This window comes from Bacillus sp. V3B (assembly GCF_024494465.1).
GTDB lineage: Bacteria > Bacillota > Bacilli > Bacillales > Cytobacillaceae > Bacillus_BD.
The window spans coordinates 407,054-426,963 of the sequence record NZ_JAETXM010000001.1 but is presented as its reverse complement, the minus strand read 5'-3'; the positions used below and the strand labels follow the sequence as shown (position 1 = coordinate 426,963).

The window sequence follows — 19,910 nt, the reverse complement described above, 5'->3', positions numbered from 1 at the left end:
TTACTGACTTCCTTTCTTTTCACACAATTCATATAGGACACTTCCGGTTGACTTCGGGTGTAGAAAAGCAATAGTTGCCCCACCAGCTCCTTTTCTTGGCTGTTCATCTATCATTCTTATTCCGTTTGTTTTCAAATCATGAATCCGTTCTTCAATTGATCCAACTCCTAATGCAACATGATGAATTCCTTGTCCTCGTTTCTCAATATATTTGGCAATTGCACTTTCGTGACTTGTTGGTTCTAAAAGTTCTAGATTTGTTTCTCCCGCTTTAATAAACGCCACCTTCACTTTTTGACTTTCCACTTCTTCAATCCCAAGTAATTCTAAGTTCAATATATCTGTATAAAAAGGCAAAGTTTCCTTCAAAGATCTTACAGCAATCCCAATATGGTCCACTTTTTTAATCAAAAACTTCCCCATCCTTTTCTAAATTAACATAATTGTTTTAATATTCTGTTTTTTATCCTAATAATCCTTCTTTTGCCTAGTAGTTGTTCAAATTTATGTTTCCTAGTAAAATAAACATAAGGCAAAAATGATTTGTATCGTTACGAAATAAAGGTAATAATGAATACTTCGCTAGAGAAGAATAGAAAAAATGATGGAGGGAAAATATTTGTCTAGAAAGAAGAACAAAACAATAAAAATAGTTGTCTATCTAATGATCTTTATCATGCTAGCTTCCACATTACTTGCTGGAGTAGCCATGTTTTTTTAATACTTGAAAAGGGAGCTGTCCAAAGTGACAGTTCCCTTTCTATTTAATGGCTCCATATCGAAGGGCTAAATCCTCAAAAGATGTAGTAGTAGAGGTAATTAAAATTTTGGTTCCTAGCGGAATGATGTGATAAAGTGATTCGATTGCTTCATTTTGTAATCGAATACAGCCTTCAGAAACATAGCGACCAATGGAAGCAGGATTATTTGTACCATGTATCCCATATATTCTCCCATCTGTTCCTTTTGCATCAAAACCGATCCATCTTGTACCAAGCGGATTTTGCGGTGCACCACCTGGAATGTTTTTCTTACGATAATATGGATTCTCAGCCTTCACCGTAATTGTGAATAATCCTTCTGGTGTTAATTCCCCCGTTTTTCCAGTTGCAGCGCTTACAACTGTCTGTACTCGATTTTCATGAATAAAAGCTACTTCATTTGTTGTTTTATTAACAATCAAAAACGGATCTCCTGGCGATGGATTTATACCAAGCGGCCAAATAGGAGAAAGTGAAAAAACAAGAAACAGTGTAGAAATCAAACGAACCATTTTGGATCACCCACCTGTTTATTTTGCTTAGTTTCCTTCTCCTAGCTCCTTTTCATGCACCACTTTTTATTTTTTTATTCCTTTGAACGATCGCTTAATAAGCAAATATTGTTCCATTTCTTTTATAAAATGGAGCAGTGCTGCTCGAATTTCAAATTCTTCCCTTGTTTTAGGAAGTTCCATATTTTCAAATATCGTATTCATCTCACGCAACCGATCTAAATAAAGATCCACCGTATTACCACTATGAATATGTTCTGCTATCTCTTCAATAAAATTTGCAATCATTTTTCCTTGCTCAACAGTATGTGAAATAGATGTCACAATCGGTAAAACTCTTTCAATAATTTCAAACTGTTTTTCTCTTATTTTAAAATATGTATAATACAATTCCTCATCGTTATGGTGCAAGAATTGATTTTCCATCACTTGAAAAGAGAGTCTTTTTGCCTCCTCAATCCATTTGAACGTTTCCGGAATTTCCTTACCATCCCAATCACTATCTCCCACACGTAAATAGTGTACAATTTCCAAAAAGATTTTTTTGAAATTAACCTCTATTTTCTGTTGGTAACCTTCAATTTCTCGATCTAGACTTGGCATGTATAAATTGGCTAATAAAGCTACACCAATTCCAATCGTAATAATGGCTAATTCATTGAAAACAAAATCAAACGTGACCTGTCCTGCTGAAAAGAAGTGAAGAATAATAACGGTACTCGAAACGATTCCTTCACTGGCTTTAAACATGACGACAGTCGGGATAAAAAACAGTAGCATCAAGCCGATCACGATGGGATGATAGGCAATGGCTTCAAAAAAAAGAATGGAATAGATAATACCAATTAAACAAGCTAAAATCCGATCCCATGAAGCACGCAACGATTTCTTTTTTGTCACTTGAATACATAGAACCGTCAATATTCCAGCAGAAACGAAATTATCAAACCCCCAATATTGAGCTAACATAATGGAAACAGCCGCCCCAACAGCTGATTTTATTGTCCGGTAACCAATGCGAAATTTCATTTTTCTTCTCCTCATCATGCAATTCACTTCATTCCTTTCTAGTTTATCATTTTCACACAGCAAAATTGAATAAAAAGAAAAGATGATCGGGTATGATCATCTTTTCTCTATTATCCTTATTCTTATAGTATTTTCTCTAAAAATTCTTTTGCCCTCTCGCTTTTTGGATTTAAAAAGAATTCTTCTGGTGAAGCATCCTCTGCTACTACTCCTCCATCTAGAAAGAGAACACGGTCAGCAACCTCTCGAGCAAATCCCATTTCATGAGTCACAATTGCCATTGTCATACCGGATTCAGCCAATGTCTTCATCACATCGAGTACTTCTTTCACCATTTCTGGATCAAGTGCAGATGTTGGCTCATCAAACAACATCACTTCCGGTTCCATAGCCAAGGCACGAGCAATCGCTACCCTCTGCTTTTGCCCCCCTGATAAACGGTTTGGATATTCAGATGCTTTTTGTGCCAGCCCTACTTTTTCCAACAGATCCAACCCTTTTTTCTCTGCCTCTTTCTTGGACATTTGTTTTACCTTCATCGGGGCATAGGTTAAATTTTCCAATACTGATTTATGAGGAAATAAATGGAAGTGTTGAAAAACCATACCCACGTTTTGTCTAATTTTCATGATGTTTGTTTTTTTATCCGTTATATCGTTTCCATTGATATAAATATGGCCATCTGTAGGCTTTTCTAATAAGTTTAAGCAGCGCAGAAAAGTAGATTTTCCTGATCCAGACGGACCAATAATTGCTACAACTTCCCCTTCTTGAATCGTAGTTGAAATCCCTTTTAAAACTTCAAGATTGCCGAAATATTTCGTTAAACCTTCTACTCTAATCACCTTTTCTCAAACTCCTTTCGACAATCTTTCCCATTAATGTTAATATCATCACCATTACATAATAAATAATTCCAGCTAACAGTAATGGTTCAATAAAACGAAATGTATTTGCCCCCACTTGATAGGCACGACGCATAATGTCCATCACACCAATTGTCGTAACAATAGCCGATTCCTTCGTCAAAGTAATAAATTCATTCATTAAGGATGGTAAAATATTTTTCAAAGCTTGCGGTAACACGATATTAAGCATCATCGGACGATATGGGATACCTAAAGCCATTGCAGCCTCACTTTGCCCTTTATCAACAGCAAGAATACCACCACGGATAATTTCGGAAATATAGGCAGTTGAATTTAAAGCAAAAGATACAATGGCAGCTGTATACGGTTCAATTTGATAACCAAACAATTGTGGAGAGCCGAAATAAATGATCATTAGCTGTAATACAAGCGGTGTTCCACGAAAGATTGATGTATATGCATCTGCTAACCAATTTAATAATTTAATCTTACTAATCTTAAATAACGACAAAATAATTCCGAATACAAACCCCAATAATCCAGCAAAGAAAGCAATTTGTAAAGTCACCCAGACACCCTTCAAAATAAAAGGAAATGACGGAAGAACGGATGTAAAATCTAAATTCATGATTAAACCAACCTCTCAAAAAAATAGTATAAATAGAGAGCTAACTAAATTCAGAATAGTAATAATTTCTCAACATAAACGTACAAAAACGTTCAGAAACGATTCCTTTCTGAACGTTTTTCTCATTCCTTTATTCGAGATAACCTTGAGCAACCGTATCTTCAATGATCGCAGCATCTAAACGTCCTGCTTGAATTTCTTGAATAAGCTCAGGAATACGATTACGATTTTCCAAAGTAAAACCGATGTCTTCTGCTAGATCATTCCCTTTTTCTTCCTGAATAGATCCCATCTGTGCTCCAACCTTTTTACCTGCTAAATCTTCCTTACTTTCTATGCCGCTGTCTTTTTTAGAAATAATGAAATGTTTTGATGTATAATAAACTTCACTAAAGTCAACACTTTCTTTTCGTTCATCTGTTGCACTCATCGCAGCCATAACAAAATCAGCTTGTCCATTTTGTAAAGCAGAAATTAAACCACCAAAATCCATATCTTGAATTTCAAGTTTATAGCCAAGCTTATCTGTGATGGCCTTTGCTATATCGATATCAAGTCCAACATAATCGCCACTATTTGCTGTATCAATGTATTCAAACGGTGCATAATCAGCAGATGTTGCCATTTTTAATACTTTTTTATCTGAATCATTGCTTGCCGTTTCATTGCTTGACCCTTCATCAGACTCCGAATCAAACCATTTTTTTATAATCGTATCCATTTCACCATTATCGATCATAGCTTTTAATTCATTATTAAACTCGTCTGTTAACTCACTGTCTTTCGGAAAGGCAATCGCATAACCACCATCAGCATCTTCAATTGTAAACCCTCCGAGATCTTGATTTCCTTCCCCATCTGAACCACAAGCTGCAAGCACACCTGCAACGAGGATACTCATTAATAATAGTGAAATAACTTTCTTCATGTTGTCTCCTCCTCTGTTTCCACTAAAATATTTCTTATATTATGATCTTTTATAGTCCATATTACTATAGTAACAATGACACTAATATTTATTCATCTAAACGAATTTTAACACATCGTTTTGAATATGCAATATAAAAAATATATTTAAATAATATTCTAAAATTCTGATTTGACCCAATAAAAAAAGAAATGTCCACTTTTTAAAAAGTAAACATTTCTTTTTTAAGATTCAAGTAAATGCCTAAGCTTAATCGATTAAACTTCTTCGCAATATTGCTCAAAAGTTTGCTGTAGCTTTGTCATAACCTCCAATGGTTGATGACCCTCAATTTCATGACGTTCAACCATCTTGATGATTTTCCCATCTTTTAAGAGAGCAAAAGATGGAGAGGAAGGTGGATATCCCGTAAAGTAAGAACGAGCTTTTTCTGTTGCTTCCTTATCTTGACCCGCAAATACAGTGACTAATTGATCTGGACGCTTATCATAATTTAGCGCATGACCTGCAGCTGGGCGAGCAATTCCTCCTGCACAACCACAAATAGAATTAATCATCACAAGGGTGGTTCCCTTTTTCGTTAAAGCCCCATCCACCTCCTCTGATGTTTTTAATTCTGTATATCCAGCGTCAACAATTTCTTGACGTGCTTGACGAACGGCATCATTCATAAACAAGTTAAAATCAATATTCATGCAACCTTCTCCTTACAAACATATTTAATTACCTTTACATCATAACAATATGCTTAAGTTAAGTACAAATGAGATGCTTCTATGAAAAATTCCGATAATATTGTTCAAATAATTCTTCAACGGCTGTTGTAACGGTTTTATTCCCTGATATCACTTCATTCTCTACTTTTGGAAGAAGTTCTTTTATAACTGGATGGAGAAAAAAAAGATTCTGGAGTTGATCAATAATCATGCTTTTCATCCATTCCTTTGTCTGTAATCGTCTTCGTTCTTCAAATACACCAGTTTGTTTTGTAGTTGTTTCAAATTCTTTTATAACCTCCCATACTTCTTTTATGCCATATTCGTGGAGGGAAGAGCATGTATAGACCTTTGTTTGCCAGCCTTTTGTTGCTGGTTGCAGAAAGTGAAGAATTTGATTGTATTCCTTTTTTGTTTTTAATGCTTGTGCTTGATTTTCTCCATCGGCTTTATTAACAAGAATCGTATCTGCAAGTTCCATAATTCCTTTTTTCATGCCTTGCAACTCGTCACCCGCCCCCGTTAAGACAAGCAACATAAAAAAATCAACCATTTCCCGAATGATCACTTCACTTTGGCCAACACCAACAGTTTCAATTAAAATCACGTCAAAACCATACGCTTCACATACTAGCATGGTTTCTCGTGTTTTCCGATGGACACCACCTAGTCTCCCACCTGATGGAGAAGGTCGGATAAACGCTCGTGGATTCCGTGCCAACTGCTCCATTCGTGTCTTATCCCCTAAAATACTACCCCCACTTATACTAGAACTTGGATCAACCGCCAAAACGGCTACTTTTAACCCTAGATGGCATAAGTAAGTTCCAAACGCTTCAATAAAAGTACTCTTCCCTGCACCTGGAACACCTGTAATCCCAATTCGAATCGCTTTTCCTGTATAGGGTAAAAGTTGCTTCAGTAGCTGCTGCGCTTGATGAAAATGATGTTCCGCATTGCTTTCAATTAATGTAATCGAGCGAGCCAATAGACTTCGATCACCATGTAAGATCCCTTCCACTAATTGCTCACTGTTTAATTCAGTTTGAACCTTTCTTTTTCGAAATGTACTGTTTTTCGTGTGATCTGTTTGTTCCCCACAGGCTTCCACTCCTTTTCTAATGCCATTTTCCAGCTCGTTTGGATTCGTCCCTTCCGACCTTTCCCCCTCCACCATCTAGGCTTTCACTTCCTCGTAGCCAAGTCTTTCATAGATCACTCGGATTACCTTCTGAGCTGAAACCGGAATGATCGTTCCTGGACCAAAAATGGCAGATACACCATTGTCATATAAGAATTGATAATCTTGTGCTGGAATGACACCGCCGATGACAATGACAATATCCTCCCGACCTAGTTTCTTCAATTCAGCAACAAGCTGCGGAAGTAATGTTTTATGACCTGCTGCAAGCGAGCTCACCCCAATCACATGCACATCATTTTCAACGGCTTGTAAAGCCGTTTCTTCTGCTGTTTGAAATAGCGGACCTATGTCCACGTCAAAACCTAAATCAGCAAAAGCAGTCGAAATGACTTTCGCCCCACGATCATGGCCATCCTGTCCCATTTTCGCAATCAGAATGCGCGGGCGTCGACCTTCATTTTCAAGAAATTCATCGGTCATTTTCTTAACCATTAGAATTTCTTCTTCATTAGAAAAAGCTGAGCTATAGACGCCACTAATCGAGCGAATGGTCGCTTTATGACGTCCAACTACTTTTTCAATTGCCGATGATATTTCTCCTAGTGTTGCCCGGGCACGCGCTGCTTGAACAGCCAATTCCAATAAATTACTTTCATTTGTTTCACAAGCCTTTTCAATCTTACCTAAGGTCTCTGTTACTTTTTCCTCATTGCGTGCTGCTTTTAATGACCGTAACTTTTGGAGTTGTTTTAAACGTACAGCCGTATTATCGATATCTAAAATGTCAATTGGTTCTTCTTTGTCTAGACGGTATTGATTAACACCCACAATCGTTTCTTCTCCTGAATCAATTTGTGCTTGTCGTCTAGCTGCCGCTTCCTCAATCCTCATCTTTGGTAGGCCTGTTTCAATTGCTTTTGCCATTCCACCGAGGTTTTCGATTTCTTCAATATGTTTCCATGCTCGCTTCATTAATTGATCAGTTAATACTTCAACATAATACGACCCACCCCACGGATCGATCACCTTTGTAATCCTCGTTTCTTCTTGTAAATAAAGCTGCGTATTCCGAGCAATCCGTGCAGAGAAGTCAGTTGGCAAAGCGATGGCTTCGTCAAGAGCATTTGTATGTAGTGACTGAGTATGCCCCATCACTGCCGCATGTGCTTCAATTAATGTTCGAGTGACATTATTAAACGGATCTTGTTCCGTCAAACTCCAGCCTGACGTTTGTGAATGGGCTCTTAAAGCGAGTGATTTACTATTTTTCGACCCAAACGACTGCATCATTTTTGCCCATATATTCCGAGCAGCCCGCATTTTTGCTACTTCCATAAAATAATTCATGCCAATCCCCCAGAAAAAAGATAGCCTTGGTGCAAATAAATCGATATCAATTCCTGCTTTTAACCCTGTTCTAACATACTCAAGTCCATCTGTAAGTGTATAAGCAAGCTCAATATCAGCTGGTGCACCCGCTTCCTGCATATGGTAGCCAGAAATACTAATGCTGTTGAACTTCGGCATGTATTTGGATGTATACTCAAAAATATCAGCAATGATCTTCATCGACATCTGTGGTGGATAAATATACGTATTACGAACCATATATTCTTTTAAAATATCATTTTGAATCGTACCCGATAGCTTCTCTTGCGTTACTCCCTGCTCTTCTGCTGTTACGATAAAGAACGCCATGATCGGCAGAACGGCACCGTTCATCGTCATTGACACAGACACTTGATCCAAAGGAATCCCCTCAAAAAGTGTTTTCATGTCAGCAATCGAGTCGATCGCCACACCTGCTTTTCCAACATCCCCAACAACCCGTGGGTGATCAGAATCATAACCCCGGTGTGTAGCCAGATCAAAGGCGACTGACAACCCCTTTTGTCCCATCGCTAAGTTTCGTCGGTAAAAGGCATTGCTCTCCTCTGCAGTTGAAAACCCCGCATACTGTCGAACCGTCCAAGGTTTATTCACATACATCGTTGGGTAGGGACCTCTTGTATAGGGGGGGAGTCCTGGCATATCGTTCATATGTTGAACATTTTCAGAATCACTCTCTGTGTACACTGCTTTCGTAAGGATCCCTTCGTTTGTTTCGAATACAAGCTCATCAATGGAACGTGAAATTTCTTCTTCCACTTTCTTTTTCCAATCCTCTTCACGACTTTGATTCACCGTGGCTAGCTTCACTTTTTTAAAATTCGGTTTGCTATTCATTTTCCTTTTCCACCCCCATTTTCTTACGTAACTTTTCATAGGGCTCTGTCAGGCGTTCCGCAACGAGTTGTTTTATACTAGTTGAAAGATCATTTGATTGGTCAGAGAATCCAATTTGGAGAGGTTCCTCTTTTACATTGATATATTTATTCGTTCCAACAATGATTTGTTTGCAGGTAAGAATGTCTGTTTGCCGTTTTACTTTTATTTCATTAATTTCCGACTGGAGCCAGCCATTATTGATCCCTTTAACAATCCCGCCCATTTCATCTATTTTAAGAAATTGAGACCATGCCTGTTCAATCAATTGATCGGTTAAAGATTCAATATACCAAGAGCCACCAGCAGGATCGACAACAGAACCTAATCTCACTTCATCTTTTAAAAGCAACTGTATATTCCGAGCAATTCGTTCTGAAAACGCAGATGTCTTTCCTTCTAATTCATTATAAGGACTCACATGTAAATACTGCACACCGCCAAGCACAGCAGCAAAAGCTTCATTAGCTGCACGCAGCAAATTCACATATGGATCATAAGCGGTTTTAGTAAACCATGAAGTGTCAGCAGAAATCACCAGTTGTCCCTGCTTTTTAACACTGACACCATAGGCCTCTGTTACTTTACTCCATAAAGCCCGAGTCGCTCGTAACTTTGCGACTTCCATAAAAAAGTGACTACCAATGGAAAAATGAACAACCATTTTTTCAAGAATATCCTCTAATTCCACTCCACGCTTTCTAAGCTGTTCTATATGGTGTACAGCAGTTGCCATGCTAATGGCCAGTTCTTGAACCACATTCGCTCCACTATTATGATAGAAGGTTGTATCTACCAAAAGCGTTTTCAGTTTAGGACATGAGACGGAAGCCGCTTGGATCGTTTCATATAAACGATCATATACAGGCTCCAAATCCTCTTTCATTCCTTGTTCTTTCGCAAAAAGGGAAACAGGATCTTTTCCAACATATCCTGTTACTTCATTACTGTTCTTCATTTGAGTAAGTGTGTGTATGATTTCTTTCTGGTAGCTTGCTCCGTTTACACTGAAGAAATAGCGATGACCATAGTCTGCTAGTAGCTGAGGTAGTTCTTTCATGATCAGTAGTGATGGGGTAAAAGTAATCGCGGTCTGACCTTTTTGAATGGATGTCTTGAGATGATTTTTACATTCTTCTATCTGATTTATATCGATCCGTTGGACAATTTTCCATGGTTCTTGTATATAGCCTAAAGTGCTACTTCCTCGGCGAAAATCGCCACTTCCAGGGAATTGAGAAATAGTATTTTCTTTTAAATCACCTTTCGTATAAAGCGGTTTTAATACAATGCCTTCATACGTATTTGTTTCTAATGATTCTACACTTCTTCCGTTTAATGATTCTTGTGCCTTTTGCTTCCAATCTTCAATAGTTTGCTTTGAAAATGAATGATTGATCATCTTTTTTAGACTCATTATACGCTGCCTATACTAGCAGCATTCCCCTCCTTTTACAGAATATTTATAATAATTATAATTTTTGAAATTATCTATTTATTATTTTATTATATATATAGGGAACAATCAATCAATTACAAGCAATCGAAACATCTTATCGTTGAAACTAGAACATGTAAAAAACCGCTGCATCCTAACTGCAGCGGTTCTATTTCAAGCATTAATAGATCGTTGTGTTTTCTTTTGATGTTTTTTCAAGGATTTCTTTGATCCTATGCAGGAACTTTCCACAAATGAACCCATCAAGTACACGATGATCAAGAGAGAGACACAGATTGATCATGTCCCTGACAGCGATCATATTATTTTCCATAACAACTGGACGTTTAATAATGGACTCGACCTGTAAAATTGCTACTTGTGGATGGTTAATAATCCCCATTGATTGAACAGAACCAATTGAACCTGTATTATTCACGGTAAACGTGCCACCTTGCAGATCTTCTACCGTTAATTTTCCATTTCGCACTTTTATCGCTAAATCATTAATTTCACGAGCAATCCCTTTAATGGTTTTTTCATCTGCATGTTTAATAATGGGAGTAAATAGTTCATCCTCTGTTGCAACAGCAATCGATAAATTTACGTCATTCTTGCGAATAATTTTATCGCCAGCCCACATCGAATTCAATTGTGGATATTCCTTCAATGCTTGGGCAACAGCTTTAACAAAAAAGGCAAAAAACGTTAAGTTATAACCTTCCTGTTTCTTAAATTTATCTTTTATCGCATGGCGATAGTCAACGAGGTTTGTTACATCCACTTCTACCATCATCCAAGCATGTGGAATTTCATTTTTACTCCTAACCATTTTATCGGCGATCGCTTTCCTTACTCCATTTATAGGAATGGCGACATCCCCTTGAACAATCGGTACATTTATAACAGATTGTGCAGTTAATTGAGCTGTATGATTCGACGCATGGACAGGCACTTGAACACTCGTTTGAACAGGATTCGTTTCTGTTTTCGCCGTCTTCTGTATTTCACCATTTTCTAAGACCCGTAAAACATCTTTTCTCGTGATCCGGCCTCCTGCACCTGTCCCTTTTACTTGATTCAAGTCAATATCGTGCTCCTGTGATAATTTTAAGACAGCAGGAGAATAGCGGATCTTTTCTTTTTTATCTATTACCAATTCCTCTTTATCTTCATCTTCTTCACTACTTTTCTCTTCAACATTAACCACTGTTTGTGTTTGTTCGACCACTTGTTCTGTTTCAATCGTACACATAACCTCACCAACAGCCAATGTTTCTCCTTCACCTGCTATTAATTCTTTAATCACCCCTGTGAAAGAGGATGGAACTTCAGCATTTACTTTATCTGTCATCACTTCAGCAAGTGGATCATATTTATTAACATGCTCCCCTACACCAATCATCCATTTGGAGATCGTTCCTTCTGTGACACTTTCACCAAGTTGCGGCATAATAATTCTTTCAGTTGCCAAAAGTCAAACCGCCTTTCCCCTTAAAATTCAGCAAGCTCACGCATTGCCTTTTCTACTTTTTCTGGATTCATCATAAAGTGTTTCTCCATTGTTGGTGCATAAGGCATCGCCGGAACATCCGGACCTGCTAATCGTTTGATAGGAGCATCCAAATCAAACAAACAATGTTCAGCAATAATGGCTGCAACTTCACCGATGATACTGCCTTCTTTATTATCCTCTGTGATAAGTAAAACCTTCCCCGTTTTCTTAGCAGCCTCGATAATGGCTTCTTGGTCAAGCGGATATACTGTTCGTAAGTCTACTATATGTGAGGAAATTCCATCACTAGCTAATTTTTCAGCCGCTTGAAGGGCGAAATGAACACAAAGCCCATAAGTGATAACAGTGATGTCATCTCCCTCCCGTTTCACATCAGCCTTTCCAATTGGTAGAACATAATCAGTGTCAGGAACTTCTCCTTTAATTAACCGGTAAGCTCGTTTATGTTCGAAAAACAAAACTGGATCTTCATCACGAACCGCTGCTTTCAGCAACCCTTTCACATCATACGGAGTTGATGGCATGACAATTTTCAATCCTGGTTGATTGGCAAAAACCGCTTCTACTGATTGGGAATGGTACAGCGCACCATGAACACCGCCTCCATAAGGAGCACGAATGACAATCGGACAACTCCAGTCATTATTCGATCGATAGCGGATTTTCGCTGCTTCTGAAATAATTTGGTTCACAGCAGGCATAATAAAATCTGCAAATTGCATTTCAGCAATCGGTCTCATCCCATACATAGCAGCACCGATTCCAACACCAGCGATAGCCGATTCAGCTAACGGCGTGTCCATAACCCTTTGTTCGCCAAATTGCTCATAAAGCCCTTGCGTTGCTTTAAAAACCCCACCCTTTTTACCAACATCCTCACCTAAAATAAATACTTTATTATCTCTTTCCATTTCTTCACGCATCGCCAATGTTATGGCATCTATATAAGAAATAATCGCCATTTTTCACTCCCCCTGTTTCTCGGCATAAACGTAGTCCATCACTTGTTCAGGGGCTGCATATGGTGCTTGTTCAGCATAATCCGTTGCCTCGTTGACAAGTAATGCCACACGATCATTCATTTCTTTTTCTTTCACATCATCCAGAATACCTACTTCTTTTAAATACGATAAAAAGGTTAAAACCCCATCCTTTGTTTTGGCTTCCACTACTTCATCTTGAGTACGATAGCTTCGATCATCGTCATCCGAGGAGTGCGGTGTCAAACGATATGAGACCGTTTCAATCAAGGTTGGTCCTTCTCCTCGTCTCCCTCTATCAGCAGCTTCCTTCACGGCTTGATAGACGGCAAGCGGGTCATTACCATCAACTGTCACACCTGGCATCCCATAACCAACCGCACGATCAGAAATGTTTTCACATGCTACCTGCTTGTCAATCGGAATAGAAATTGCATATTTATTATTTTCACACATAAAAATAACTGGAAGCTTGTGTACCGCTGCAAAATTGGCTCCTTCATGAAAATCACCTTGGTTGGATGATCCTTCTCCAAATGTCACAAAAGCAACTATATTTTCCCCTTGCATTCTAGCACCAAGGGCAATCCCTACTGCATGGGGCACTTGGGTTGTTACTGGGGAAGAACCCGTGACAATCCGATTTTTCTTTTGACCAAAATGTCCTGGCATCTGACGTCCACCTGAATTTGGGTCTTCACCCTTAGCAAACCCTGAAAGCATAAGATCTTTTGCTGTCATCCCAAATGCGAGAACAACACCTAAATCACGATAGTAAGGTAAAACATAATCATGATCTCGATCAAGAGCAAACGACGCTCCTACTTGAGCAGCTTCTTGACCTTGGCAAGATACAACAAACGGAATTTTACCAGAGCGATTTAAAAGCCACATTCGTTCATCTATTCTCCGTGCTAACAGCATCATTTCATACATCTCTAACACGTTCTTATCACTTAAACCTAATGAATGATGACGATTCTCTACCATATTATAACCTCCTAAATCTTTCTCTCAATTAAACAGATTCACTCTATAATTTGTATGTGTTTTTTATTTTTCACCCATGAATGGCCCTACCTAGCGTAACAAGTGCGGCTTCTCCCATTACCTCTGAAAGACTCGGATGAGGATGAATGGTATGGGCTATTTCCCATGGAGTGGCATCAAGAACACGTGCAAGGCCTGCCTCCGATATTAAATCTGTTACATGGGGACCAATCATATGAACACCAAGTAAATCATCGGAGTCTTCATCGACAACCATTTTGATAAACCCATCTGCTTCACCGAATACAAGAGCCTTCCCAATTGCCCGAAAAGAAAATTTTCCTGTTTTTACTTTGTAACCTTTTTCTCCTGCTTCAGCTTCTGTTAGCCCAACCTTTGCTACTTCAGGACTACTGTAAATACAAGTTGGGACATGACTATAGTCAATTGGTAAAGGATTTTTGTCTGCTATATGCTCGACCGCGACAATGCCTTCATGTGAAGCAACATGGGCAAGCTGGAGACCCCCAATCACATCACCAATTGCATAAATATGTGATTCTTTTGTTTGGTAATAGTCATTCGTCTTAATCACACCTCTCTCCTGTTGGATTTCAGTATTTTCAAGACCAATCCCTTCAATATTGGCTTGTCTTCCAACTGAAAGAAGCAACTTATCAGCTTTATATTCCTTTACTTCACCTTGTACTTCAGCTGATATAGATACTGTGTCACTCTTTTGTAGTGTATCTGATAGAACCTTTGCACCTGTTACAAGCTTTATCCCCTTTTTCTTCATTACACGTTGCATTTCCTTTGAAATGTCTACATCTTCAGTTGGAATGATTCGATTCGCATATTCCAAAACGGTTACATCAACACCAAAATCAGACAGCATAGATGCCCATTCAATCCCAATGACTCCACCCCCGACAATCAGAATGGATGTTGGCAATTGTTCCATTGTTAATGCCTCATCAGATGTCAAGACGTACTGACCATCCACTTCTATTCCTGAAAGAGTTTTTGGCCGTGAACCGGTCGCGACAATGACACTTTTCGGAATCAGCATTTCATTTTCTTCTCCATTATTCATTTCAACCGAAACGGTGCCAGGTAAAGGTGAAAAAATTGATGGACCTAAAATACGTCCCATTCCTTGATAGACATCTATTTCTCCCTTTTTCATTAAGTGTTGAACCCCTTTATAGAGCTGTTCAACAACTTTTTCTTTTCGTTCCTGTACCTTTGTAAAACTAAGAGAAACGTCACTTGCTAGTACACCAAATTCTTCACTTCGCTTTACAGTGCTATACACTTCTGCACTTCTTAATAAAGCTTTGGAAGGAATACACCCTTTATGAAGACAAGTGCCACCAAGCTTTTCTTTTTCCACAATCGCTGTTTTTAAGCCAAGCTGCGCTGCACGAATGGCCGCCACATAGCCGCCTGTTCCGCCACCGAGAATGACAATATCATATTCTTGTGCCAATCTAACCTCTCCTTTATTTAGAACCATTCTTCAAGCATTTTTACTTATTCGATGCAATATTTACAGTAGTGATACAGGGATACTCCTTTGTCTCTTCTTCCCCACGCAATACACGTAGAGCTCCTTCAGCTAAGCCGAGTAGTTCATTTTCACCAGGATGAACAAATACATCCGCAATCCAATTGATCCGATCATTTATTTCCTTAACAAAATTCTTTCCGTAAGCCAAACCACCTGTTAATATAATCGCATCTACCTTTCCAGCTAGCACAACACTTGCTGCACCAATTTCTTTTGCTATTTGGTAGGCCATTGCAGCATAAACTAACTGAGCCTGTTGATCTCCTCTTGCAATTCTTTGCTCGATTTCAAAAGCATTATTCGTACCGAGATAACCGATAAGACCACCTTTCCCAACAAGCCATTTCATCATTTCTTCTTTCGAATATTCCCCTGAAAAGCATAGATCAACTAAATCACCTACTGGAACACTACCCGCCCGTTCAGGGCAAAAAGGACCTTCACCATGCAAACCGTTGTTAACATCAACAACCTTTCCGTGTTTATGGGTTCCAATCGTAATCCCGCCACCCATATGGGCAACAATTAGATTAATTTCGTCATAATGCTGATTCAGTTCCTTTGCTACTCGATGGGCAACAGCTTTTTGATTTAGTGCATGAAAAATACTCTTTCTTTCGATCATCGGAAGACCTGATATTCTAGCGACTTCATCTAACTCATCCACGACTACTGGATCCACAATATATGCAGGTATATTGAGTCCAGATGCAATTCCATGAGCCAGAATCCCCCCTAGATTGGATGCATGCTCGCCTGAAAAACCTTCCCGTAAATCTTTCAGCATGGCTTCGTTTACTCGATATGTTCCACCTTCAATCGGACGCAATAATCCGCCACGAGCACATACAGCATCAAGTCTCGATAAGTTTATTCCTTCGTTATGTAGTGTTTGAAGAATACTATTTTTACGAATGTCATATTGATCGATAATCCTTGTATAGGATTCTGTAATTTCAATGTTATGTTTTATACTTTTTTCCCATATTGAAATTTCATTTTCAAAAATAGCTACTTTTGTACATGTAGACCCTGGATTAATAATAAGAATGCGATGTTTATTGTCGTGCAAATTCTCCACCTCCAGATGGTAGCCAGATATTTATGTTATAAGGGAGGAGACTGGTCAGGATCAGCCCCTCCTTTCTTCGTTTATCGCCTACTTAATATATGGTGACCATTTTGCAGGAATTGACTGCGCGAATTTCTGAGCTTGTGAATCCTTTCTTCTGCCATCCGATCCGCTGCAACATGGGTTGGAATGTGATCCCGCTTTGAAATCGCTAGTACTTTTTCTATATTGTTGTAAATCGTTTCTACCTTTTTCAACGCGCGCTCACTATTATAGCCATACATTTCATCTGCCACATTAATGACACCGCCAGCATTAATCACATAGTCGGGTGCATAGACAATACCCATTTCGTGAATTCGATCGCCATGTTTTGGATCCTTTAACTGATTATTTGCCGATCCTGCAATGACTTTTGCTTTGAATTGTGGAATCGTGCGATCGTTTATCGTCGCTCCCAAAGCACAAGGTGCATAAATATCACACTCTACACCATATATTTCATCCGGTTGGACCACAGTAGCACAGAATTCCTCAACAGCTCTCTGAACAGCTTCTTTGTTAATATCTGTTACGACTAGCTTTGCCCCTTCATTGTGTAAGTGATGGCAAAGAGAATAGGCAACATTTCCGATTCCTTGAATGGCTATTACTTTTCCCTCAAGTGAATCCGTTCCAAAAGCTGCTTTTGCTGCGGCCTTCATTCCTCGGTACACTCCATAAGCTGTTACTGGAGAAGGATTACCTGACGAGCCATACGCAGGAGATATCCCGGTGACAAAGTTCGTTTCTTCATGGATGATATCCATATCTTCAACAGTTGTACCAACGTCTTCCGCTGTAATATACCTGCCATTTAAACCTTGAATATAACGGCCGAATGCTCGGAATAATTCTTCACTTTTATCTTTACGTGGATCTCCCATAATGACGGTTTTACCCCCACCCAGGTTTAACCCTGCGGCTGCATTTTTATAAGTCATTCCTCTTGCTAATCGGAGTGCATCTTCTACCGCTGCTTCCTCTGACTCATATGTCCACATCCGAGTACCACCTAAGGCAGGTCCTAACGTCGTATCATGGATAGCAATAATCGCTTTTAAGCCTGATTGACGATCTTGACAAAAGACAAGTTGTTCATAATCGTATGTCTCCATATATTTAAACAATTCCATGTTAATCCTCCCAAGGATGATTATTTTTCGGCTTAGAAAAAACAAAAGCCATTCAACATGTATATTGATTCAAAGCTAAACCTGCTCTTAAGGTAACTAAGTGGAATTTTCTCTTTACACGAAATGAATGATAATTAAAAAATATGCAAGAATCATGCCAACACACGCAATACGAAAACATAACATTCTTACTAGTAATAAGTGCAAAAAATTGCACAAACAGGAAAATTATTGCATGCTATTATTTGCAATTTTATATTTCTCAAGTTTATAGTACAAATTTCTAACAGATAAACCAAGAGCCTTTGCTGTTACGGTTTTATTCCCTAGATTTCTCTTCAAAGCATCAGCAATGATTTTTTTCTCAAACTCCTCAATAAGTTCTGCCAACTTTCGGTCTGATGATGCATTCTCTGACACTGTTTCTTCCATAAGAGGTGGTTTATTTATGTCGAGTAAGTGTCCTGCATCAATGAGCGACTCATTATACTGCATAAAAATAATCGCTCTACGCAGGATATTATCCAGTTCTCGAACATTCCCTGGCCAATCATAATCCATTAGTCGGGTTAAAGCACTATCTGTTAAGCCTTCTACATTTCGTCCATATTCTTGATTTATTTTTTCTATCAAGTGATTACAAAAGAGTTTAATATCCTTTTTATGCTTTCTAAGTGCAGGAATATAGATAGGCATTTGATTTAAACGATAATATAAATCCTCTCGGAACGAACCATTTGCCATCCCTTTTTCTAAATTAACGTTTGTAGCTGCAATTACCCGAACATTCAACGAGATAGGCTTCGTCCCGCCGACCCTTGTAATTTCATTTTCTTGAAGAACCCTTAGGAGTTTCACTTGCGTATTCATCGTTAATTCACCAATTTCATCTAAAAAAATACTTCCATTGTTAGCTTCTTCAAAGAGACCCCTTCTCCCACCCCTTTTAGCTCCTGTAAAGGCTCCTTCTTCATAGCCAAACAATTCGCTCTCGAGTAAGGTTTCACTCAACGCCGCACAATTCACACGAATAAATTTATTATATTTGCGGTCACTTGCATTATGGATAGCGTGAGCAAACAATTCCTTGCCTGTTCCCGATTCACCACGTAAGAGGATGGTAGCTGGTGTTTTTGCTGCTAACTTTGCTTGATCAACCGCAATTTTCATGACTTCAGATGAACCAACAATATCCTCAAAGGAGTATTTCGCTTCAAGTGTGCGAATAATTTGCCTTGCCCGGTCCAATTCTCTATTTAAACTTTTAATTTCTGAAACGTCATGAATCACAGCAACACTGCCTTTTAACTTTCCATCTACAATAATCGGAGCACAGTTCACAATGACTTCTCTTTTGCCAGGGCCTACGCTCATTGGTACACCTCTAACAGCTCTTCGAGTCTGTAGCACCTTCATATGTACACTTTCACCTTCTGCGATGTCTGTTGTCGCAGGCATTCCAATAATTTGATCTTCCCTTAATCCTGTTATTCTTGTGTAAGCAGGATTGATCATAATGCCTCGCCCATGCTCGTCTACTACAGAAATGGCTTCATCACTAGAATGAATGATTGCTTCTAACTTCGTTTGAATTTCTTTTAAATCTGTAATTTGTTCCGCAAGGTTGAGTGCCTCTGTCATATCTTTAAAAATAGCAACCGCACCTATTAAGAGTCCATTTTCATCAATAATAGGGATTCTCGTTGAGATAATTTTTAATCCATTTTCTAACACAAGTTCCTGATTTGTCTCTACTTTTCGCGTTCGCATGACACGCGGTAACATACTTGATGGAATGACATTCGTTATATACTTTCCGATTGTTTCACTTTTACTTGTGCCCATCATTTTTTCTGCACTACTATTAAGTAGAATGACCTTCTCATCAGAATCAATCACAATCATACCATCATCTGTTGAATTAAAAATCAAATTATATTTGTATGTCTCGTTCTGAATCTTCTTTATGAGTTTTTCTTTATCTTTAAAAAGCTTTACAAGCATGTAAGCTACACTCGATGGGATCAAAACCGTTTCTTTATCAGATGTGTTTCTCAGCTCTTTAAATACTTCATACTGCCCAGTTACTTCGATAATCATATCGATTTTTTTGTCCATATAAGAACGCCAATCAGAATCAGTCTTTATTCCCAATTGACGTGCCCATTTTATCCCTGGGGCTTCTGAATTTACATCAATTACCGCTTCGATGTTTAAAACAACTGAATCTTGAACAATTTTTAAGATAGACATTCCATGCTTTCCAGCTCCAACAATCATGACTGTTTGCATATAAACGTTCCTCTCTATGCAA

At 38.6% G+C, this 19,910-nt stretch carries 18 protein-coding genes; 1 reads left to right on the top strand and 17 read right to left on the bottom strand.

Annotated elements, in window-relative coordinates:
- The gene (gene mce, locus JMM81_RS02140) at window positions 1-411 is read right to left on the bottom strand and encodes a methylmalonyl-CoA epimerase (RefSeq protein ID WP_256239852.1); all 411 of its coding nucleotides are present in this window, start codon (window positions 409-411) and stop codon (window positions 1-3) included.
- Window positions 412-619: 208 nt separating this feature from the next.
- Here mce and prli42 point away from each other — a divergent pair, with 208 nt between their 5' ends.
- Entirely contained in the window at window positions 620-721 is a 102-nt protein-coding gene (prli42, locus tag JMM81_RS02135) for a stressosome-associated protein Prli42 (protein WP_256239851.1), read from the top strand.
- 39 nt (window positions 722-760) lie between these two features.
- Here the strand turns inward: prli42 and JMM81_RS02130 are convergent, their stop codons facing one another.
- The 16 genes from JMM81_RS02130 to JMM81_RS02050 all read right to left on the bottom strand — a co-directional run bounded on the left by JMM81_RS02130 (window position 761) and on the right by JMM81_RS02050 (window position 19,888).
- The gene (locus JMM81_RS02130) at window positions 761-1,273 is read right to left on the bottom strand and encodes a L,D-transpeptidase (RefSeq protein WP_256239850.1); all 513 of its coding nucleotides are present in this window, start codon (window positions 1,271-1,273) and stop codon (window positions 761-763) included.
- 66 nt (window positions 1,274-1,339) lie between these two features.
- Complete coding sequence (locus JMM81_RS02125; protein WP_256239849.1) at window positions 1,340-2,302, bottom strand: aromatic acid exporter family protein; 963 nt, start codon at window positions 2,300-2,302, stop codon at window positions 1,340-1,342.
- Between the two features lie 122 nt (window positions 2,303-2,424).
- Entirely contained in the window at window positions 2,425-3,147 is a 723-nt protein-coding gene (locus JMM81_RS02120) for an amino acid ABC transporter ATP-binding protein (protein ID WP_256239848.1), read from the bottom strand.
- Window positions 3,140-3,799, bottom strand: coding sequence for an amino acid ABC transporter permease (locus tag JMM81_RS02115; protein WP_256239847.1), 660 nt, complete (start codon window positions 3,797-3,799; stop codon window positions 3,140-3,142). The genes JMM81_RS02120 and JMM81_RS02115 overlap by 8 nt, the downstream gene beginning before the upstream one ends.
- Window positions 3,800-3,929: 130 nt before the next feature.
- Window positions 3,930-4,727 carry a transporter substrate-binding domain-containing protein gene (locus JMM81_RS22985; RefSeq protein WP_375162341.1) on the bottom strand — a complete coding sequence of 266 codons (798 nt, stop codon included), beginning with the start codon at window positions 4,725-4,727 and terminating at the stop codon, window positions 3,930-3,932.
- A 257-nt stretch (window positions 4,728-4,984) separates the two neighbouring features.
- Complete coding sequence (locus tag JMM81_RS02100; protein WP_256239846.1) at window positions 4,985-5,422, bottom strand: BrxA/BrxB family bacilliredoxin; 438 nt, start codon at window positions 5,420-5,422, stop codon at window positions 4,985-4,987.
- A gap of 79 nt (window positions 5,423-5,501) precedes the next feature.
- On the bottom strand, window positions 5,502-6,620 hold the full coding sequence (gene meaB / locus JMM81_RS02095; protein ID WP_256239845.1) for a methylmalonyl Co-A mutase-associated GTPase MeaB: 1,119 nt from the start codon (window positions 6,618-6,620) through the stop codon (window positions 5,502-5,504).
- Window positions 6,621-8,813, bottom strand: a complete 2,193-nt coding sequence (gene scpA, locus JMM81_RS02090) for a methylmalonyl-CoA mutase (protein ID WP_256239844.1) — start codon at window positions 8,811-8,813, stop codon at window positions 6,621-6,623. It lies immediately after the preceding gene.
- Window positions 8,806-10,269, bottom strand: coding sequence for a methylmalonyl-CoA mutase family protein (locus tag JMM81_RS02085; protein ID WP_256239843.1), 1,464 nt, complete (start codon window positions 10,267-10,269; stop codon window positions 8,806-8,808). Before JMM81_RS02085 ends, scpA begins: the two co-directional genes overlap by 8 nt.
- Window positions 10,270-10,471: 202 nt before the next feature.
- A complete protein-coding gene (locus JMM81_RS02080) occupies window positions 10,472-11,764 on the bottom strand; it encodes a dihydrolipoamide acetyltransferase family protein (protein WP_256239842.1) in 1,293 nt (430 codons plus the stop codon).
- Window positions 11,765-11,784: 20 nt separating this feature from the next.
- Window positions 11,785-12,768 carry an alpha-ketoacid dehydrogenase subunit beta gene (locus tag JMM81_RS02075; RefSeq protein ID WP_256239841.1) on the bottom strand — a complete coding sequence of 328 codons (984 nt, stop codon included), beginning with the start codon at window positions 12,766-12,768 and terminating at the stop codon, window positions 11,785-11,787.
- A 3-nt stretch (window positions 12,769-12,771) separates the two neighbouring features.
- Window positions 12,772-13,776: a thiamine pyrophosphate-dependent dehydrogenase E1 component subunit alpha gene (locus tag JMM81_RS02070; RefSeq protein WP_256239840.1), complete on the bottom strand. Its 1,005-nt coding sequence runs from the start codon at window positions 13,774-13,776 to the stop codon at window positions 12,772-12,774.
- 70 nt (window positions 13,777-13,846) lie between these two features.
- Window positions 13,847-15,268, bottom strand: a complete 1,422-nt coding sequence (gene lpdA, locus JMM81_RS02065) for a dihydrolipoyl dehydrogenase (protein ID WP_256239839.1) — start codon at window positions 15,266-15,268, stop codon at window positions 13,847-13,849.
- A 40-nt stretch (window positions 15,269-15,308) separates the two neighbouring features.
- Window positions 15,309-16,421 carry a butyrate kinase gene (buk, locus tag JMM81_RS02060; protein ID WP_256239838.1) on the bottom strand — a complete coding sequence of 371 codons (1,113 nt, stop codon included), beginning with the start codon at window positions 16,419-16,421 and terminating at the stop codon, window positions 15,309-15,311.
- 80 nt (window positions 16,422-16,501) lie between these two features.
- On the bottom strand, window positions 16,502-17,596 hold the full coding sequence (gene bcd / locus JMM81_RS02055) for a branched-chain amino acid dehydrogenase (protein WP_256239837.1): 1,095 nt from the start codon (window positions 17,594-17,596) through the stop codon (window positions 16,502-16,504).
- A 228-nt stretch (window positions 17,597-17,824) separates the two neighbouring features.
- Window positions 17,825-19,888, bottom strand: coding sequence for a sigma-54 interaction domain-containing protein (locus tag JMM81_RS02050; protein ID WP_256239836.1), 2,064 nt, complete (start codon window positions 19,886-19,888; stop codon window positions 17,825-17,827).
- Window positions 19,889-19,910: the final 22 nt, after the last annotated feature.

What these genes read in the sequence shown, in the direction of transcription:
- JMM81_RS02130 (WP_256239850.1), bottom strand. Translation starts at nt 1,273, where the DNA reads ATGGTTCGTTTGATTTCTACACTGTTTCTTGTTTTTTCACTTTCTCCT.
- JMM81_RS02125 (WP_256239849.1), bottom strand. Translation starts at nt 2,302, where the DNA reads ATGAAATTTCGCATTGGTTACCGGACAATAAAATCAGCTGTTGGGGCG.
- JMM81_RS02115 (WP_256239847.1), bottom strand. Translation starts at nt 3,799, where the DNA reads ATGAATTTAGATTTTACATCCGTTCTTCCGTCATTTCCTTTTATTTTG.
- JMM81_RS22985 (WP_375162341.1), bottom strand. Translation starts at nt 4,727, where the DNA reads ATGAAGAAAGTTATTTCACTATTATTAATGAGTATCCTCGTTGCAGGT.
- JMM81_RS02100 (WP_256239846.1), bottom strand. Translation starts at nt 5,422, where the DNA reads ATGAATATTGATTTTAACTTGTTTATGAATGATGCCGTTCGTCAAGCA.
- meaB (WP_256239845.1), bottom strand. Translation starts at nt 6,620, where the DNA reads ATGGTGGAGGGGGAAAGGTCGGAAGGGACGAATCCAAACGAGCTGGAA.
- scpA (WP_256239844.1), bottom strand. Translation starts at nt 8,813, where the DNA reads ATGAATAGCAAACCGAATTTTAAAAAAGTGAAGCTAGCCACGGTGAAT.
- JMM81_RS02085 (WP_256239843.1), bottom strand. Translation starts at nt 10,269, where the DNA reads ATGAGTCTAAAAAAGATGATCAATCATTCATTTTCAAAGCAAACTATT.
- JMM81_RS02075 (WP_256239841.1), bottom strand. Translation starts at nt 12,768, where the DNA reads ATGGCGATTATTTCTTATATAGATGCCATAACATTGGCGATGCGTGAA.
- JMM81_RS02070 (WP_256239840.1), bottom strand. Translation starts at nt 13,776, where the DNA reads ATGGTAGAGAATCGTCATCATTCATTAGGTTTAAGTGATAAGAACGTG.
- bcd (WP_256239837.1), bottom strand. Translation starts at nt 17,596, where the DNA reads ATGGAATTGTTTAAATATATGGAGACATACGATTATGAACAACTTGTC.
- JMM81_RS02050 (WP_256239836.1), bottom strand. Translation starts at nt 19,888, where the DNA reads ATGCAAACAGTCATGATTGTTGGAGCTGGAAAGCATGGAATGTCTATC.